Origin of the sequence: uncultured Nisaea sp. (assembly GCF_963974195.1) — a bacterium.
GTDB lineage: Bacteria > Pseudomonadota > Alphaproteobacteria > Thalassobaculales > Thalassobaculaceae > Nisaea.
Map to the genome: position 1 here is coordinate 44,099 of NZ_CAXBDC010000013.1, position 15,588 is coordinate 59,686.

Annotated in this window: 14 protein-coding genes; 9 read left to right on the forward strand and 5 right to left on the reverse strand. The window is 59.3% G+C overall.

Going from position 1 to position 15,588, the window contains the following annotated elements:
* The first annotated feature begins 90 nt into the window (after window positions 1-90).
* Both AAC126_RS04920 and AAC126_RS04925 read left to right on the forward strand, forming a co-directional pair.
* Window positions 91-1,023 carry an SMP-30/gluconolactonase/LRE family protein gene (locus AAC126_RS04920; protein WP_339850620.1) on the forward strand — a complete coding sequence of 311 codons (933 nt, stop codon included), beginning with the start codon at window positions 91-93 and terminating at the stop codon, window positions 1,021-1,023.
* 170 nt (window positions 1,024-1,193) lie between these two features.
* Window positions 1,194-2,588 carry an MATE family efflux transporter gene (locus tag AAC126_RS04925; protein ID WP_339850622.1) on the forward strand — a complete coding sequence of 465 codons (1,395 nt, stop codon included), beginning with the start codon at window positions 1,194-1,196 and terminating at the stop codon, window positions 2,586-2,588.
* 2 nt (window positions 2,589-2,590) lie between these two features.
* Here the strand turns inward: AAC126_RS04925 and AAC126_RS04930 are convergent, their stop codons facing one another.
* Window positions 2,591-4,084 carry an alkaline phosphatase family protein gene (locus AAC126_RS04930; RefSeq protein WP_339850624.1) on the reverse strand — a complete coding sequence of 498 codons (1,494 nt, stop codon included), beginning with the start codon at window positions 4,082-4,084 and terminating at the stop codon, window positions 2,591-2,593.
* A gap of 168 nt (window positions 4,085-4,252) precedes the next feature.
* Here AAC126_RS04930 and AAC126_RS04935 point away from each other — a divergent pair, with 168 nt between their 5' ends.
* From AAC126_RS04935 to cysE, 3 genes are all read left to right on the forward strand, one after another.
* Window positions 4,253-4,573 carry a helix-turn-helix domain-containing protein gene (locus tag AAC126_RS04935; RefSeq protein WP_339850625.1) on the forward strand — a complete coding sequence of 107 codons (321 nt, stop codon included), beginning with the start codon at window positions 4,253-4,255 and terminating at the stop codon, window positions 4,571-4,573.
* Between the two features lie 47 nt (window positions 4,574-4,620).
* Entirely contained in the window at window positions 4,621-5,667 is a 1,047-nt protein-coding gene (locus tag AAC126_RS04940; protein WP_339850626.1) for a permease, read from the forward strand.
* A gap of 122 nt (window positions 5,668-5,789) precedes the next feature.
* On the forward strand, window positions 5,790-6,608 hold the full coding sequence (gene cysE, locus AAC126_RS04945) for a serine O-acetyltransferase (RefSeq protein WP_339850627.1): 819 nt from the start codon (window positions 5,790-5,792) through the stop codon (window positions 6,606-6,608).
* A 40-nt stretch (window positions 6,609-6,648) separates the two neighbouring features.
* On the opposite strand, the gene AAC126_RS04950 is transcribed toward cysE, so the two are convergent.
* Entirely contained in the window at window positions 6,649-7,458 is an 810-nt protein-coding gene (locus tag AAC126_RS04950) for an IclR family transcriptional regulator C-terminal domain-containing protein (protein WP_339850628.1), read from the reverse strand.
* A gap of 204 nt (window positions 7,459-7,662) precedes the next feature.
* Here AAC126_RS04950 and AAC126_RS04955 point away from each other — a divergent pair, with 204 nt between their 5' ends.
* The 4 genes from AAC126_RS04955 (at window position 7,663) to AAC126_RS04970 (ending at window position 12,350) form a co-directional block, all read left to right on the forward strand.
* Entirely contained in the window at window positions 7,663-8,724 is a 1,062-nt protein-coding gene (locus AAC126_RS04955) for an NAD-dependent epimerase/dehydratase family protein (RefSeq protein WP_339850629.1), read from the forward strand.
* 10 nt (window positions 8,725-8,734) lie between these two features.
* Window positions 8,735-10,000, forward strand: a complete 1,266-nt coding sequence (locus tag AAC126_RS04960; protein ID WP_339850631.1) for a TIGR04372 family glycosyltransferase — start codon at window positions 8,735-8,737, stop codon at window positions 9,998-10,000.
* A 206-nt stretch (window positions 10,001-10,206) separates the two neighbouring features.
* Window positions 10,207-11,475: a TIGR04372 family glycosyltransferase gene (locus AAC126_RS04965; RefSeq protein ID WP_339850632.1), complete on the forward strand. Its 1,269-nt coding sequence runs from the start codon at window positions 10,207-10,209 to the stop codon at window positions 11,473-11,475.
* A complete protein-coding gene (locus AAC126_RS04970) occupies window positions 11,472-12,350 on the forward strand; it encodes a DMT family transporter (RefSeq protein WP_339850634.1) in 879 nt (292 codons plus the stop codon). Before AAC126_RS04965 ends, AAC126_RS04970 begins: the two co-directional genes overlap by 4 nt.
* A 15-nt stretch (window positions 12,351-12,365) precedes the next feature.
* Here the strand turns inward: AAC126_RS04970 and AAC126_RS04975 are convergent, their stop codons facing one another.
* The 3 genes from AAC126_RS04975 to AAC126_RS04985 form a co-directional block, all read right to left on the reverse strand.
* Window positions 12,366-13,592: a hypothetical protein gene (locus AAC126_RS04975; protein ID WP_339850635.1), complete on the reverse strand. Its 1,227-nt coding sequence runs from the start codon at window positions 13,590-13,592 to the stop codon at window positions 12,366-12,368.
* A gap of 249 nt (window positions 13,593-13,841) precedes the next feature.
* Entirely contained in the window at window positions 13,842-15,263 is a 1,422-nt protein-coding gene (locus tag AAC126_RS04980) for an ATP-binding protein (RefSeq protein ID WP_339850636.1), read from the reverse strand.
* Window positions 15,264-15,286: 23 nt separating this feature from the next.
* A partial coding sequence (locus AAC126_RS04985; RefSeq protein ID WP_339850638.1) for a winged helix-turn-helix domain-containing protein occupies window positions 15,287-15,588 on the reverse strand: 302 nt, incomplete at its 5' end.

The window sequence follows — 15,588 nt, forward strand, 5'->3', positions numbered from 1 at the left end:
AAGAAGTGTATTTGCCTGATTGCAAGGCCAGTCGGCACTGACCGATACTCCCTTCCAAAACCATAACAAGTGTTGGGGAAGGAAGTACACGTGTCAAAAATCAGGGTCATCACTGACGGATTGATGTTTCCGGAAGGGCCGATCGCCATGCCGGACGGCTCCGTGGTGCTTGTCGAGATCGGGCGCGGCACGCTGACGCGCGTCTTTCCGGACGGCACAAAGGAAATCGTGGCAGAGCCGGGCGGAGGCCCGAACGGTGCGGCCATCGGGCCGGACGGGCTCTGCTATGTCTGCAACAATGGCGGCTTCGCCTTCGAGCGCGGAGCCCAGACCGGAAACATGCGGCCAGTCGCGCAATCGGCGGATTACGAGACGGGACGCATTGAGCGGATAGACCTGAAGACCGGCAAGGTCGAGCGGCTTTACGACAGCTGCAACGGGTATCAACTGAAAGGCCCGAACGACATCGTTTTCGACCGGAATGGCGGTTTCTGGTTCACCGATCTCGGCAAGGTCCGTGCCCGGGACATGGATCGCGGCGCCATCTATTACGCGAAAACGGACGGCAGTCTGATCAAGGAAGTCATCCAGCCCTTCATGACCCCGAACGGGATCGGCCTCAGCCCGGACGAGAAAACGCTCTATGTCGCCGAAACGGAAAGCGGCCGGCTCTGGTCCTACCCGATCACCGGCGAGGGAGAGGTTTCCAAGATGGGCTTCCCGCCATCGATAAATGGTGGTGTCCTGGTCAATGCCGAGGCCGGGTGGCGGCGTTTCGACTCACTCGCGGTAGAGGCCAACGGCAATATCTGTGTCGCCACCCTGATGACCGGCGGCATCACCGTTGCCCGTCCGGATGGCGGCACGGTCGAATTTTTCGAGACCGGCGATCCCTATACAACCAACATCTGTTTTGGCGGGTCCGATCTGAAAACCGCGTATCTCACGCTTTCATGGGCCGGACAGCTGGCTGCGGTGGACTGGCCCCGCCCCGGCTTACCATTGAATTTTCTCAACAAATAAGGGCGCAAGGCGAGCCCTTCCGGGTTCGCCTTGACCCTCCAGCCCATGCGGTCTAAAGACACCTCATGGAAACGCATTTGCAGGCTCTAACGGAACGAATGACCGCCTAGCTGGCCCTCCGGCCCGCGCAGTCATCCATGTTTGCTTCCTTTTGAGCCTGAGCTGTTTTCATGTCTGTTATTCATTCCCGATCTGCCTGCATTCCCTGGCGCCATGAACTGGCCGCCACCTTCAAACTCGCCTGGCCGCTGGTTCTGACCCAGCTCGCCACAATCGCCCTGACCACCGTCGATGTGATCATGATCGGCTGGCTCGGCCCGGACGAGTTGGCGGCGGCGACCCTGGCAACCTCCCTGATCTTCCCCCTGACATTCTTCGGCATCGGCCTGCTGGCCGCGACCGCCGCCATGTTCAGTCACGAGATCGGCGCCATCAGGCTGCGTGGTGTACGCCGCACCCTGCGCCAGGGCTTCTGGGTCGCGATCACGCTCTGCATTCCCTGCCTGGTCTTTCTCTGGAACGGAGAGCGCGTGATGCTGCTCACCGGCCAGGATCCCAAGCTTGCCGCAATGGCCATCGGCTATGTCGACTGGGCGAAGTGGGGATTGCTGCCGCTGATGTGCTTCACGGTGCTGCGCAACCTGGTCACGGCCCATTCCCGGCCGCGCTCCTCCCTGATCATCCTGCTGCTCGCCATCGGTGTGAACGCGGTCGCCGACTACGCGCTGATTTTCGGGAATTTCGGAGCTCCAGCTCTCGGTCTGGAAGGCGCTGCGGTTGCAACCGTCATCGTGCAGGCTTTCATGCTGTTTGCACAGACCCTGTTCGTGGTTACCGACCGGCAGTTCCGCCGCTACAACCTGTTCGGCAGGTTCTGGCGCCCGGACTGGGCACGCTATGTCGAGATCATGAAAATCGGCATTCCGATCGGTCTGACCGTGCTCGCCGAAGCAAGCCTGTTTGCTGCCAGCGCCTTCATGGTCGGCCTGTTCGGACCGGACCAGCTGGCGGCACATGCCGTAGCCATCCAGTGCACCTCCATCGCCTTCATGATACCCCTCGGCGTCAGTCAGGCCGCGACCATCCGGGTTGGACTTGCGATGGGCCGGGCCCGCCTGCCCGACGCCTTGCTGGCTGGCCGGATCTCAACCTTCGTCGGCGTCGGTATCGCCACGCTGACCGCGCTTGCCTTCTGGTTCGCGACCGCGCCCATTGTCGGCTTCTACCTCCGTCTGGATGATCCGGAGAATGCCGTCGCCATTGCCTTTGCCATCGACTTCATCCGGGTTGCCGCGGTGTTCCAGATTGTCGATGCGGGACAAGCCGTGGCCGCCGGTAATCTGCGCGGCCTGAAAGACACCACGATCCCGGCAATCCTGGCCTTCCTCGGCTATTGGGTGCTCGGTTTTTCGGCCGGCGCCTATCTCGCCTTCAGTTACGGATTGCAGGGCGCCGGTGTCTGGATGGGGCTGGCGGTCGGCCTGACCGCCGCCTGTTTCGCGCTGATCCTGCGTTTCGAGCTGCTGATGCACCGCGCCATCCGGCAGAACGACGCCACCGCCTGAAATCAGGCGGTGCGCCGGCCGCCACGCAGATAATGGTTCGGAACGCCTTCGATCTGGGCCACCCGGAGTTCCTGGGCAAAACCGCCATGTTCCGCCCGGATCAGCATTTCTTTCCAGAACGGCGCCGGTGCTTCGATGCGGAAAGCTTCGGCGAGCACCCGCCCTGTCGTGCTTTCCGGCGCCTCGACGTCAAGCGCGGCCAGCATGGTCGGCAGGACGTCGACCAGGCCTGTCGGCGTCTCGACGATGTGATCCTGCCGGAACAGATCGCCACCGGCCGTCAGCAGATTGTTGATCTCATGCTGGTGCAGCCCGCCATGCATACCGCCGCCATCCGGGATATCCCCGTTATCGACATAGCAAAGCCCCGGATAGCCGTGCGCGTTTGCGCCATCAGAGGTCCGCAGAACCATGTAGAGATCCGGAGCACGCTCATTCGCGACGTTGATCGCGCTCATCGGCAGCGCCCCCGGCAAGTCAGCCCGGCTGAACACCAACCCGCACCAGTCCTGCTCGATAAGCCAGTGGAACACCTTCTCGGTCACGGCAGGATCGCGGTCCCGGATGCTGATGCCGCCCGCATAGCTGCGCTTCACCACGACATCCACGTCCGGGCCGATCACCTTGCCGACCCTGAAACCGGCTTTGGTGAGTTCTTCGGCGACGTTTATCTGCCCCGTTGCCGTGATCTGACCATGGTCGGACGCCGCGATGATCTGCCAGCCGTCTTCCCGGCCCTCTGCCTCCCACCAGTCAAGAATGCGCTGGAACGCATCGTCGACAGCCTTGATCGCGGCCAGGGAGTCAGGTGAGCCAATTTCCTTGTAGTGGAAGCTCAGATCCGGCTCGTTGAACCAGATCACCTGGATGTCCGCATCATGCTTCGGGATGAATTCCTCGAGCAGCACTGTCGCGGCATAATTCTGCACGGCCACATTCGGCAATTGCTGTTCGGGCACCGGTCCGTGCCGCGCGACCACACCGTCGAAATCGGCGGCCGGGCTGGAGATATCGGCCCCCCAGATAGAGAAGACCGGCTGATCCTGCGCCGCCGCATTAAGATTGAGCAATCGCGCATTGCCGATCTTGCCCGTGGTCACGACCCCGTATTTCAGGCCTGCCTCATGCAGGATCTCACCCGTGTTACGGGCGCCCTGCAGCCGTCCGTAGCGGCGTGCGGCCTCGGCCATTTTGGCATCGTCCGAAGTATCCATCGGGCCATCGAGGCCAAGCGCGGGATCGTAAAAGGTATTCCCCATGATGCCATGGCCCGGCCGTACACCGTCGCCCACCGGATGCTGCGCGGCCGGCCCCGGGAAGGCCCCCGTCACGAAGCTGGAGACCTGCACCCGCGTCTCCACCGGGAAAACCGAGGCGCTGTTCGGAAAATCGGTCCAGGACTGTCGGAAGCCATGAATTGCCGGCGCGGTATCGGGCCGCACCATGTCGCGGCGCAAACCGTCAAAAAGGACAAACAGAAAACGTGGCCGCGCCATGGAAACCCTCACATAAAATCAGCGAATTGACGGCCGCATTGTCGGCCCGCTTTCAGGCGCGGGCAAGGCAGCGCTCCATGAAAGCTCTGTGACAGTGCAAAATCACAATAGTTCGATAAATCTAGAATTATCGTTGACGAAGCCGGTTACCGGGCATATTTTCTCAATATGGACATAGAAACCGCATCGAAATGCCTGTCGGAACTTGGCAACCCGCATCGCCTCGAAGCCTTTCGCCTGCTGATCAAGGCGGGACCTGAGGGAGTGACCGTGGGGGATATTCAAAAACATCTGAATATCCCGAAATCCACCCTCTCCCATCACATCTCGCATCTTGTCTGGGCCGGACTGGCAAAGCAGGAACGGGAGGGCCGGGTGCTCCGCTGCACGGCTAATTTCGAGCTGGCCGATGCCCTGGTATCTTATCTCTGCGCCGAATGTTGCAGTGGCCTTGACGTGGTGCAGCTGGACGAGACGCAGGACGTGTGAGTTTTTTGATCAAATAGTTCGATATTTCCGGAAGGATCGGAAGAATTATGGCAACAGCAGACCTGACACGCACCCTCTCGCTCCGCTTAGGCCGGATCGACCGGGTCTGGATCGCAACCACGCTTATATTTGTCGCACTCGCCCTTCTCGTGCCCGATCAGGTGGTGAAAAGTGCGATCTTCACCTTCGAGTCCCTCCTGCATGTCGGCCCCTTCATTGTTCTTTCTGTCGTCGTCGCGGCATTCGCCCGGGCCAGCGGGCTCGATCACCAGATCGGCCGGGCCTTTTCGGGCAACGCGACGCAGGCCATCCTGCTGGCGGCCGCCTTCGGCTCCCTTTCACCCTTCTGTTCATGCGGTGTGGTGCCGATCATCGCCGGCCTGCTCGTTGCCGGGGTTCCGCTGGCCCCGGTCATGGCCTTCTGGCTTGCCTCGCCGCTAATGGACCCGGAAATGTTCATCCTGATGACGCCTGTGATGGGCATGGAGTTCACCTTCGCGAAACTGGCGGCCGCCTTCACCATCGGTGCCGCCGCCGGTTTCGGCACGCACCTGCTGGTCAAGGGAGGTGCCTTCAAGGATGCCTTGCGTCCCGATCTGGTCAAATCATGCGGCTGTGGCAGCTCCAACGCCTTGAAGACAGAGAAGATCGTCTGGGGTTTCTGGAAGGACACGGAACGCCGGGAAACCTTCACCGGTGAAGCCAGGAGGTCCGGTCTTTTCCTGCTGAAATGGCTGACCCTCGCCTTCACCCTGGAAAGCCTGATGGTGGCCTATGTTCCGGCGGAACAGGTGGCGACCTATCTCGGCGGCGATGAATGGTGGACAATTCCGGCCGCGATCCTGGTCGGCGTGCCCAGCTATCTGAACGGCTATGCTGCCATTCCTCTGGTCGGCGGGTTGATGGATCTGGGCATGACGCCCGCCGCCGGTCTCGGCTTCATGATTGCCGGCGGGATCACCAGTATTCCGGCCTCGATGGCGGTGTTTGCCCTGGTACGCGGCAGCGTTTTCACCTGGTATCTGGCGCTCGGGTTGCTTGGCTCCCTTGCCGCCGCTTACGGATTTGCCATCTATCTTGCAATTTTGGCATGATATCCATGCGTAAGGTTGGATATTGCTTCCCAAAACGGGATCCCTACCTTACCTGAACACGCGACCGTCGCTCCTGAGGGGCGACGGCTTCCACGGACGCCGGAAAGCGGCGGGAGGACAGAATGGTGGATGCCAATCCGAAGCCGAAGGCAGTCGTCGATCCGGTCTGGAGCTCTATGCTCACCGATGCGGCCGAATGGGCGAAAAAGGAATCCGCTTTGGCGAGCTGGATGCATGCCAGCGTTCTGGATCAGCGCAGCTTCGAAGATGCGCTGGCCTATCTGATCTCGCAGAAGATCGGCGGCACGGAGATGAGCGATCTCTCCGTCTATCAGGTCGTGCACAATGCGATGCTGTCCGACGCCTCCATCGGCGAGTCGGCCCGCGCGGATCTCTCCGCCACCTATGACCGCGACCCGGCCTGCACCAGCTATCTGGAGCCGTTCCTCTATTTCAAGGGCTTCAACGCCTTGCAGGCTTACCGGATCGGCCATTGGCTCTGGGGTCATGACCGGACCTTCCTGGCAAAATATTTCCAGAGCCGGATCAACAGCGTTTTCGGTGTCGATATTCACCCCGCCGCCCGCATCGGCAAGGGCATCATGGTCGATCACGGCACCGGCGTGGTGATCGGCGAGACCGCTGTTGTCGAAGATGGTGTCTCCCTGCTGCATGGCGTAACGCTGGGCGGTACAGGCAAGGAAACCGGCGACCGTCATCCGAAAATCCGGCGCGGCACCATGATCGGCGCCGGGGCAACCGTGCTCGGCAATATCGAAGTCGGTGAATGCTCCCGCGTCGGTGCAGGCTCCGTCGTGCTCAAGAACGTTGCAAAGAACACCACCGTCGCTGGTGTTCCGGCAAAAGTGGTCGGCAATGCCGGCTGCGCCCAGCCGGCATTGTCCATGGATCAGCGGTTCTATTCAGAAGAGTACGATTAAGGACGGAACCGCATCCGGAAGCGGCTTACCCATTCGGCTGTTATGCATTCGTCTGAGGCCAGATCCCGCCGAGCGCCGCCGTTGCTTCCCGGGCAACTGAGCAGACGATCTTGCCGAGCTTGTCGATCCTTTCATCCGTGATCCGCGCCGTCGGCCCGGAAATGGAAATAGCGGCAAGCGGCTCGCTGTGATGGCCGAAGACGGCGGAGGCGACACATCGCAGCCCCACCGAATGCTCCTCGTTATCGATGGCGTACTCAACCTCGCGAACCCTTGCCAACTCCTGCTCCATCCGCGGCAAGGCATCAATGGTGCGGCGGGTCTTGTGCTCGGAGCCGATCCGCGTCAGCAGCTTTGAAACATCGTCCGTCCGTAACCGGGCCAGCAGGGTCTTGCCAACGGCCGATCCGGCAATGGGAACGCGCGCGCCCGGCTTCGCGAATGCCCGCATCATTTCCCGGCATTCGACCTGGGCCAGGTAGACCATTTCGTCATGATCGCGGACAGCCAGGTTAACCGTCTCCCCGCTTTCCTCCATCAGACGCCGCATATAGGGCCGGGTAATCGCCACCAGGTCGCGCGTGCGCAGGAAGGCGTTCCCCACGGCGAAACACTGCACGCCAATCTGCCAGGCCCCGCGTTCGGTATCGAACCGGACATAGCGCTCCTGCTGCAAGGTGGTCAGCAACCGGTGCACGGTCGATGGCGGTAATGTCACGGTATGGGCAATTTGTGTAAGGGTCATGCCGTCTTCGTCGGCAGCCAGCGCGTTCAGGACGCTGATGGCGCGCGCAACGGACTGAATTTGGCCAGATCGCTCGGAATCTGATCGCTTCGGAATTGCGTTCATGAACTCGGTATCTTCCCTGTGTTTTTGTATACAATTTCTTTTCCTGTACCGGTCCGTTGAAGCGCCGGTTTGCGGCATCTTAGGTTTCCGTATCGTGGGATACAATTGCATTTTGAGAATGAATTGTTCCGATTAGCATTTGCTCCGCGCACGAGGCTACGTTAAGCCGGATCAGGATCAGGCTTTGGACCGTCAGTCAGACACATGCGCATTCTCGTCACCGGCGGCGCCGGCTTCGTTGGCTCCAACCTCTGCCTCGCCTTCAAACGCGACAACCCAGACGCGAGGGTAATCGCCGCGGACAACCTGAAACGCCGCGGCAGCGAGCTGAACCTGCCGCGCCTGCGCGCGGCGGGTGTCCAGTTCGAACATGCCGACATCCGTGATCCGAATGACATTGCGGCCCTCGGCCCGATGGACCTGCTGATCGAATGCTCCGCCGAACCATCCGTCCAGGCAGGATATGGCGGAACCCCGGCCTATCTGATCGATACAAACCTGCGCGGCACTCTGAACTGCCTGGAAGCAGCACGGACACACGACGCCACTTTCGTGTTCCTCTCAACCAGCAGGGTCTACCCGATCGACCCGTTGCGTGCGCTACCTCTCGAAACGGAGAATAACCGCCTGGTTCTACCGTCCGGCGCAACCGGTACGGGATGGTCCGGGCATGGTATCGCCGAGGACTTCCCGCTCGCCGGTCACCGTTCCCTCTACGGCACGACAAAGCTGAGCTCGGAGCAGTTCATCGAGGAATATCGTGCGGCCTTCGGATTGAAGGCCATCATCAACCGCTGCGGCGTGCTGGCGGGCCCATGGCAGATGGGCAAGGTGGATCAGGGCTTCATGAGCCTCTGGGCAGCTCGCCACCTCTATGGCGGCACCCTGTCCTACAACGGCTTCGGCGGTTTGGGACATCAGGTCCGCGACGTACTGCACGTGGATGATCTGTATGACCTGATCGCCCTCCAGCTCAACAGGCCGGAGCTGGCACTGAAAGATGTCTGGAATGTAGGCGGCGGACCGGACAACGCACTCTCTCTGAAAGCACTGACGGACGCCTGCGCCAGCCGATCAGAGCGCAGCTTGAATATCACCGGTAATCCCGAGACGAACCCGGCCGATATCCCCTGGTTCATCACCGATGCCCGTCAGGTCTCTAATGCCTTCAACTGGCACCCGAAGCGAACGCTCGATAACCTTCTCGATGAGATTTTCGAATGGCTGGAAGCCCAGCGCGCATTGCTGGAGCCCTTGCTGAAATAGGATACAGCCGGTGACGGAAGCACAGAACAAGCAGGTTTCGCACAAAACCGACCTCTTCCGGGTTTTCGCCCCGGAACGGGTCGCCGCTTTTGTGCAGGAGATCTCAGGCTATCTGTCACGGGATGGATCATCGGTCGTTCACATCATGCCGTTAGCATGGCGCATAGGACATCTCGCGATGGAGCCCCATGCTCTCTGGGAGCTTTTCAGGGAAACCCACGACCGCCAGATCATTGTCATTCCCCCGGCATCCCTAGCCACACACAGCGCGGGTGTCCGTGCGGTGATTGAGCCATTTATTACAATCGCCGAGACCACAAATAATCAGACCATGCTCATGGGCCACATGGATGCGGGAACGCTCAATGTCAGCCCCCTCACCTGGTATCAGCGTGGTCCGGCCGGTCTCCTCGACGATTACATTAAATTTCTCAACAGCAATGGCCGAAAGCCGCACCATTTCCCCGTTCCGGAAACAGTATCATCGGCCACGCGAGCATTTTGCGAGAAACGAGGTATCGCCGGGAGTGACCGAATTGTCGTTCTCAACGTTCGCGACCGCAATTTTCTGCCTGAACAGGATACGCATTTCTACCGCACGGCAGATATAGCGACCTACGAGCCTGCAATCCGCTACTTGCTTGATCAGGGATACTGGGTTCTGCGCACCGGTCTTACGGGTTCGGTCGAGGCACCGGTCACCCACCCTCGCTACCTCGATATCTGGAAAGAGCCGGACTATACGGACTTTCTTGATCCGGGACTTATCGCACGCTCACGCTTCGGCATCACCTGCTCGTCCGGCCCGGAAGCCGTGTTTCGCATTCTGGGAACACCGCAGCTCATGGTTAACGGCGTCCTGCAGTCAGGCATGTGGATGAACCCTCACGACAAACTGGTCTTCAAAAACTACGTCACAATCGATGACGGCAAACCGGCGCGCCTTCGTTCGATGCTGGAGCAAGGTGTGGCCCTCTATTCCGATATAGAGAATGTCGCGGGGTGCGGATTTGCCGTGGAGGACAACACCGCCGGTCAAATCCTTGAGGCTGTGATCGAAATGGAAGCCTCGCTTTCCGGAGCACATCGCCCCGACGAAACGGCAAACCGGCGGTTCCTGGAAATCGGTGCAGAGTACCAGGCCTTCCTCGGTAGTAGCGGCCACCCAGCAGATCGAAGATCCGTTGCCCGCCGTCAAACCCAATACGGCTATGCCTTACCCTGGACGCAACTCGCGGACAGTTACGTGAGATCTCATCCAGATTTTCTTGAATGAGTGCGGTCGCGAGAAGTCTTCATCCGGATTATCGCATTTACCTTTTGCATTGCCCCCGATGCTTCGCTGCATTAAGCCAAACGAACAATAAGCCTCAAAAAGCAAGTCAGCGCATGGACATTCTCTTAACGGACAACGGTGGCTTAACAGGGCAAAGGTGGGTTGGAATTACACATTCCGCTCTCTGCTCGTCTGAATACTGAGTGATGGAAGTTTCCAGCGCCCCCCTCCTTCTTACCGAAGAAGAACTCAGAAACGTCTTTGCCCCTGAACACGTAACCCGCCTGATTCAGAGTCTTGCGCCCTATCTCGCACAGAAAGGGCGGACGGCCCTATATATCCTGCCGCTCGCATGGAGGATCGGTCACTTTGCCATGGAGCCTCATGCCTTCTGGGAGCTTTATGGAGAAGGCCACAACAGGTTAGTAATCCTCACGCCCGACAAAGCCTCAGCACAACTAAGCCTCGGCGTCAGATCCATCCTGGAAAATTTTGTTGATCTTGTGGAAACAACCGACACCGCCTTCCGCCGAATGGGACAAGTCGGAGCCGGTATTATGCGATCAAATCAACTAACCTGGAATCAACGCGGCACAACGGGGCTGATCGACGACTATATCAAGGCCCTGATGAGGCCGGGCCGACGCCCCCGTCACTTCCCCATCAGCCAGGAAGTAACAAACGCGACGAACAATTTCCTCGAAGCACTCGGTATTTCCTCGACCGATCGCATAATCGTCCTGAACGTCCGCGATCTGAATTTTCTGCCCGAGTTGACAGTGCATGGCTTTCGAGCGGCCGATATCGCGACGTATAAACCGGCTGTCGAGCATTTGATTGAAGAGGGTTATAAGGTTCTGCGCATCGGCGTGGACGATTCAATTCCGCTCGACCTGAAGCACCCTCACTATCGTGAGGTCTGGAAAGAACCCGGATACTCGACCCTGCTTGACCCGGGGCTTATTGCCCGCGCTGATTTCGGGATTACCTGCTCGTCCGGCCCCGAAGCCGTCTTCCGCGTCCTGGGCGTGCCGCAGCTCCAGGTTAATGGCGTTCTTCAATGCGGGATGTGGATGAACGAACGTGACAAGCTGCTCTTCAAGACTTATCGCAAGATCGATGGCCATCGTATCGCCAGCTATCGTGAGCTTCTCGATGCTCATGTAGCTGCACGGCGCGCAACAGCGGAAGCCCTGGGTGAGTGCGGCTATTATATAGAAGACAATACCGCCGATGAAATCCTGGCCGCAGTCATGGAAATGCAGCAGGCTCTTTCCAATGAGCACGCAGGAGACCTGACAGCCCGAAAGCGCTTTCTGGAAATCGGCGAAAACTACCATGCCGTGCTCGCAGCCGGTGGAGAGCCGGTCGACCCGACATCGATCTCCGCCAGGCAGACGCAATACGGCTACGCTCTTCCCTGGACGCAGCTTGCGGACAGCTACCTGGAAACCCACCCGGACTTTCTTGAATGAACAAACTCGTACAGGTCGCCTCTCCGGTGATCTTTGTCGTGCTCTGGAGTTCGGCCTTCATTGCCGCGAAGTTCGGCCTGACGCATGTCGAGCCGCTTACCTTCATGGCGAGCCGGTTCGGCCTTGTGACGGCGATTTTCGTTACCATTGCGCTGATCACCGGTGCCCGCTGGCCAAAGACCGCGCGCGGTGTCTTTGATATCGCCGTTGTTGGCTTCTTTCTGCACGCAATTTATCTCTCGAGCATCTTCATCGCCATTCATAGTGGCATGCCTTCCGCGCTGGTCGCCCTCGTCACCGGGCTTCAGCCGGTCCTGACCGCCATTGCGTCCGGCCTCTTTCTCGGCGAGCCGCCGACACGGCGGCAATGGCTGGGCTGTTTTGTCGGTTTCGCTGGCATGGTCCTGGTTCTGTCCGACCGGATGAGTGTCGATGGCGTCAGCATGACCGGTATCGGCCTTTCGGTTCTGGCCCTCGCCTCGATCAGCATCGGGACGCTCTATCAGAAGCGCTATGCGGCCGACATGAACCTGATCACGGGAAGTGCCATCCAATGCGCGACCGCTTTTCTCGTCACTCTCACCGGGGCCGCGCTGTTTGAAAGCATGGTCCTGGTCTTCGAGCCCGCCTTCATTGGCGCCTATCTGTGGCTATCTCTCGTTGTCTCACTCGGGGCCTATTCGCTGCTGATGACATTGATCAAGCATGGTCAGGCCACGAAGGTGGCGAGCCTGTTTTATCTCGTACCCCCGACAGCGGCCGTCATGGCCTATATCGCTTTCGGGGAGGAAATCACGCTTGTCGCCGGTAGCGGCATCATGGTGACGGCAATCGGAGTCGCTCTGGTCGTGCTTCCCCAATCGAGGAAACGTTAGGAGCTCTCGTGAGGCTCAGGAAATAAGCCGTCCGGCCTCTTGCTCTTTCTTCTGGCCTTTCTCGACCCGGCGCGCCAGCTCGATATCCAGAGCCTCGGTTGACCAGGAATGCATCGCCGCGACGATCTTCACACGGGCACGCTCAATACTGGCCTGACTGTCGAAACCATCATCCGGATAGAGCTCCCGGTGCGGGATGATCGGCAGGAAATTCATGATATAGGCAACGGCTCTGTCACGGTTTTCAACGCAATCCGGTTTTTTGCAGTCTTGTGCGTCAGCCTCCGTCCAGTACTCGATCAGGTCGTTCCAGCCATCAAGCGCGAAGGCAACGTCACGGCGCAGCTTGATCAGATAGGAGACGTTCGAATCCTGCTTTGAAAAGACATCAGCGAAACTTCCGAGCAGAGAGTCCAGCGTGACGATCCGCTCATCCACATACCGGATCGTCTGATCCACCACTTCAAGCAGTACTTCCGCCGCCGCACCGTATTCTTCCGGCTTTTGTTCCATATAGGCCGCGACGGACTTCCGGAACTCCATCAGATTGACATGTTCCAGGAACAGATGGCCGTTCGTACGGTCCGCCTGGGTTCCCTTCACGGTTCCGAATGGTGTGATCAGGCCGACCAGAGGTTCCAGCCACTCCCGCACATTATCGATGCTCACGCCGCTGCGCTGGGAGGCGAACAGGAAAACCCGGTCAATCAGCATCTCAAGGTCGAAATGCGCCCGCGACTCTTCGGCGGTCATCAGATCGACCAGCGTTTTCGTATTTGCGCCCGCCATCACCGGATCGCCCCGTTCGATCCCGCATTCCTTCATCAGTTGGGCGATACAGGACATCCGGACAACTTCCTTGTCCTCACTGTCCTGCTGGGCCTGCGCGCGGGCCTTGGCCCTCACATCCGGATCGTCCGAATAGGCGGCATTCACCTTGTGGAGAAGCTCCCGCACCTGCAACGGATCAATGCCGTGCTTGCCGACGATCGCAGGAATACCGTCATGCAATTCCCTGTCGCGGTCCGAAAGCTGCACAAAATCAGGCAGGTCCTTCCAGGGCACCACCATCAGCTCGCCACGGCGCCCGCCTCCGAAACTCGGCAATACCGCTTCCAGTATCCTGTCTCCGCCGTGCTGATAAACGCGCGCCCGCGTGTGGCGCAGAGCCTCCCTCGTGTTGAACGGGACGCAGGTCCCGCGCCGCTCGAAGGTTTGCGCGACACTGATATTATTCGCCATATGGCGGAATCCCAACGCTTTCAGATTGGCTAATTAGCGCAAAAATCACTGATTTTTGCAAGATTTTCAAACTATGGAGCACTCCCGCAAAGTTCAGGTTTTCCAATAAAAAGCAGCGAAAATTACAGATCTTGCGCCAAAGCCGGGGTCACGCAGGGATTTGACGCTCGGATCATCAAAAGCCGCGCCTTACCGAAGACCAGCAGGGACGGTGTCTTTCAGCAGATCGTCATACTCATAAACAGCCGGTCAGCGGCCTGCCGACCTCGGTAATGTCACGGTAACCTCAAGGCCATGCGGCACTGCTGGCGCGAATACAAGCTCTCCATGGTGGGACCGGATCACCTCATCGGTGATGGCAAGACCAAGACCACTCCCCCCGGTGTCACGGTTGCGCGATGTTTCCAGCCGAACAAAAGGACGCAGAGCCGCCTCAACCTGGTCAGCGGGAATGCCCGGGCCATCATCCGACACCCTGACCCGTACCAGCTCCGCCGTAACGCCGAGCGTCACTTTTACGGAGTTCGCGTATTTGCAGCCGTTATCGATCAGATTCGTGAAAGCACGGCGGACCGACACCGGCTGACAGGTGATGCGGGCATGGTCCGGGCCATCATAAACAACCGCACAGCCAGCATCCGATGCCGTGTCGCAGATGCTGATCAGAAGCGCAGCGATGTCGACCGTCTCGGGCGTCTCCTTGTTGAGTTGATGACTGGCAAAGGTCAGGGTCGAGCTGACAATTGCCTCCATGTCACCGATATCGGCCAGTACCATGCGCCGCTGTTCCTGATCCGGCAGGTATTCCGCAAAGAGCCGGAGCCGCGTCAGCGGTGTTCGCAGGTCATGAGAAATCGCGGCAACCAGTTGCAGGCGATCATCGACGAAGCGCTTCAGTTCATGCTGCATCTCATTGAAGGAGTCCGCGATAGCCTCCAGCTCCGGGCTCCCGTAATTGCCCAGCAATGTCGGCTCACGATCCCGCCCAAGGCGTTCCGCGGCGGCGGACAGGTCAGTCAACGGCCGCGCAATGCTGCGCGCCACCCAAACCGACAGACCGCAAATCAGCAGAATGGCCGCGATCGGCACCAGCAGGTTACGGACGAAACGGGCAGCCTCCAGCCCATCGCTCTTGGGCGAGATCATGAGCCAGCCACCAGACGAAAGCCTGACAGCGATGCGCATATGCTCGACCACCATCTTGTCGGTATCGTCGTCTATCAGATTGGTGATCAACATCGGGATGCTCTCGAGTATGATCACGATCGGTGTCAGGGCGCGCTCGGGTCCCTCCGTATCAACTGTCCGCACAAGCACATCATCAACGGGGATACCAAGGCGCCGGGCCAGGTCTTCCCGGAAAATCCTGAATGCATCCTGCTCCCAGTGATTGGTTATCGGCGGCTCGGCAGTCTCCACGAAATCAAGCCATTGGGCCGCCGGCAGGGTCTTCAGTACCACAGCCCAATCGTCCCTATCGGTTTGCTCGGCGCGCTGCACCGTTTCGGCCACTTTATCGACCAGCCAGGTCTTCTCGAAAAACAGGACGTCGGGCATGCCGATCACTATGCCCATGATCTTGTCCGTTGCCGTTGTCACGACCAGCGTCAGGACGATGACAATGCCAATCCGCGGGGCAAGGCGCAGGCGGGACCAGAAAGGTATGCGCATCGGCCGTTTCTTTTCGTAGCGGGCTATTGCTCACCTCCTGCCATGGGCAAACCGGCGACTGTAGCGGTGAAAAAATACCCTTCGTTCCGGACCGTCTTGATCAGAACGGGGGTCTGCGGATTAGCCTCGATCTTGCGGCGAAGCCGGCTGATCTGAACATCGATGCTGCGGTCATAGGCCTGGCTTGACCGGCCATGCGCCAGATCGAGAAGCTGGTCCCGGTTCAGCACAAGTTGCGGATGCTCGAGAAAGACCAGCAGCAAATCAAACTCGCCACTCGTAAGATCCGTTAGCGCGCCATCGGGGGAAACCAGTGTCCGGCGAT

Excerpts from the sequence above, each read along its gene's own strand:
- AAC126_RS04975 (WP_339850635.1), bottom strand. The coding sequence starts at position 13,592 with ATGGCGAATAATATCAGTGTCGCGCAAACCTTCGAGCGGCGCGGGACC.
- AAC126_RS04925 (WP_339850622.1), top strand. The coding sequence starts at position 1,194 with ATGTCTGTTATTCATTCCCGATCTGCCTGCATTCCCTGGCGCCATGAA.
- AAC126_RS04930 (WP_339850624.1), bottom strand. The coding sequence starts at position 4,084 with ATGGCGCGGCCACGTTTTCTGTTTGTCCTTTTTGACGGTTTGCGCCGC.
- cysE (WP_339850627.1), top strand. The coding sequence starts at position 5,790 with ATGGTGGATGCCAATCCGAAGCCGAAGGCAGTCGTCGATCCGGTCTGG.
- AAC126_RS04950 (WP_339850628.1), bottom strand. The coding sequence starts at position 7,458 with ATGAACGCAATTCCGAAGCGATCAGATTCCGAGCGATCTGGCCAAATT.
- AAC126_RS04965 (WP_339850632.1), top strand. The coding sequence starts at position 10,207 with ATGGAAGTTTCCAGCGCCCCCCTCCTTCTTACCGAAGAAGAACTCAGA.
- AAC126_RS04955 (WP_339850629.1), top strand. The coding sequence starts at position 7,663 with ATGCGCATTCTCGTCACCGGCGGCGCCGGCTTCGTTGGCTCCAACCTC.
- AAC126_RS04970 (WP_339850634.1), top strand. The coding sequence starts at position 11,472 with ATGAACAAACTCGTACAGGTCGCCTCTCCGGTGATCTTTGTCGTGCTC.
- AAC126_RS04980 (WP_339850636.1), bottom strand. The coding sequence starts at position 15,263 with ATGCGCATACCTTTCTGGTCCCGCCTGCGCCTTGCCCCGCGGATTGGC.
- AAC126_RS04940 (WP_339850626.1), top strand. The coding sequence starts at position 4,621 with ATGGCAACAGCAGACCTGACACGCACCCTCTCGCTCCGCTTAGGCCGG.
- AAC126_RS04935 (WP_339850625.1), top strand. The coding sequence starts at position 4,253 with ATGGACATAGAAACCGCATCGAAATGCCTGTCGGAACTTGGCAACCCG.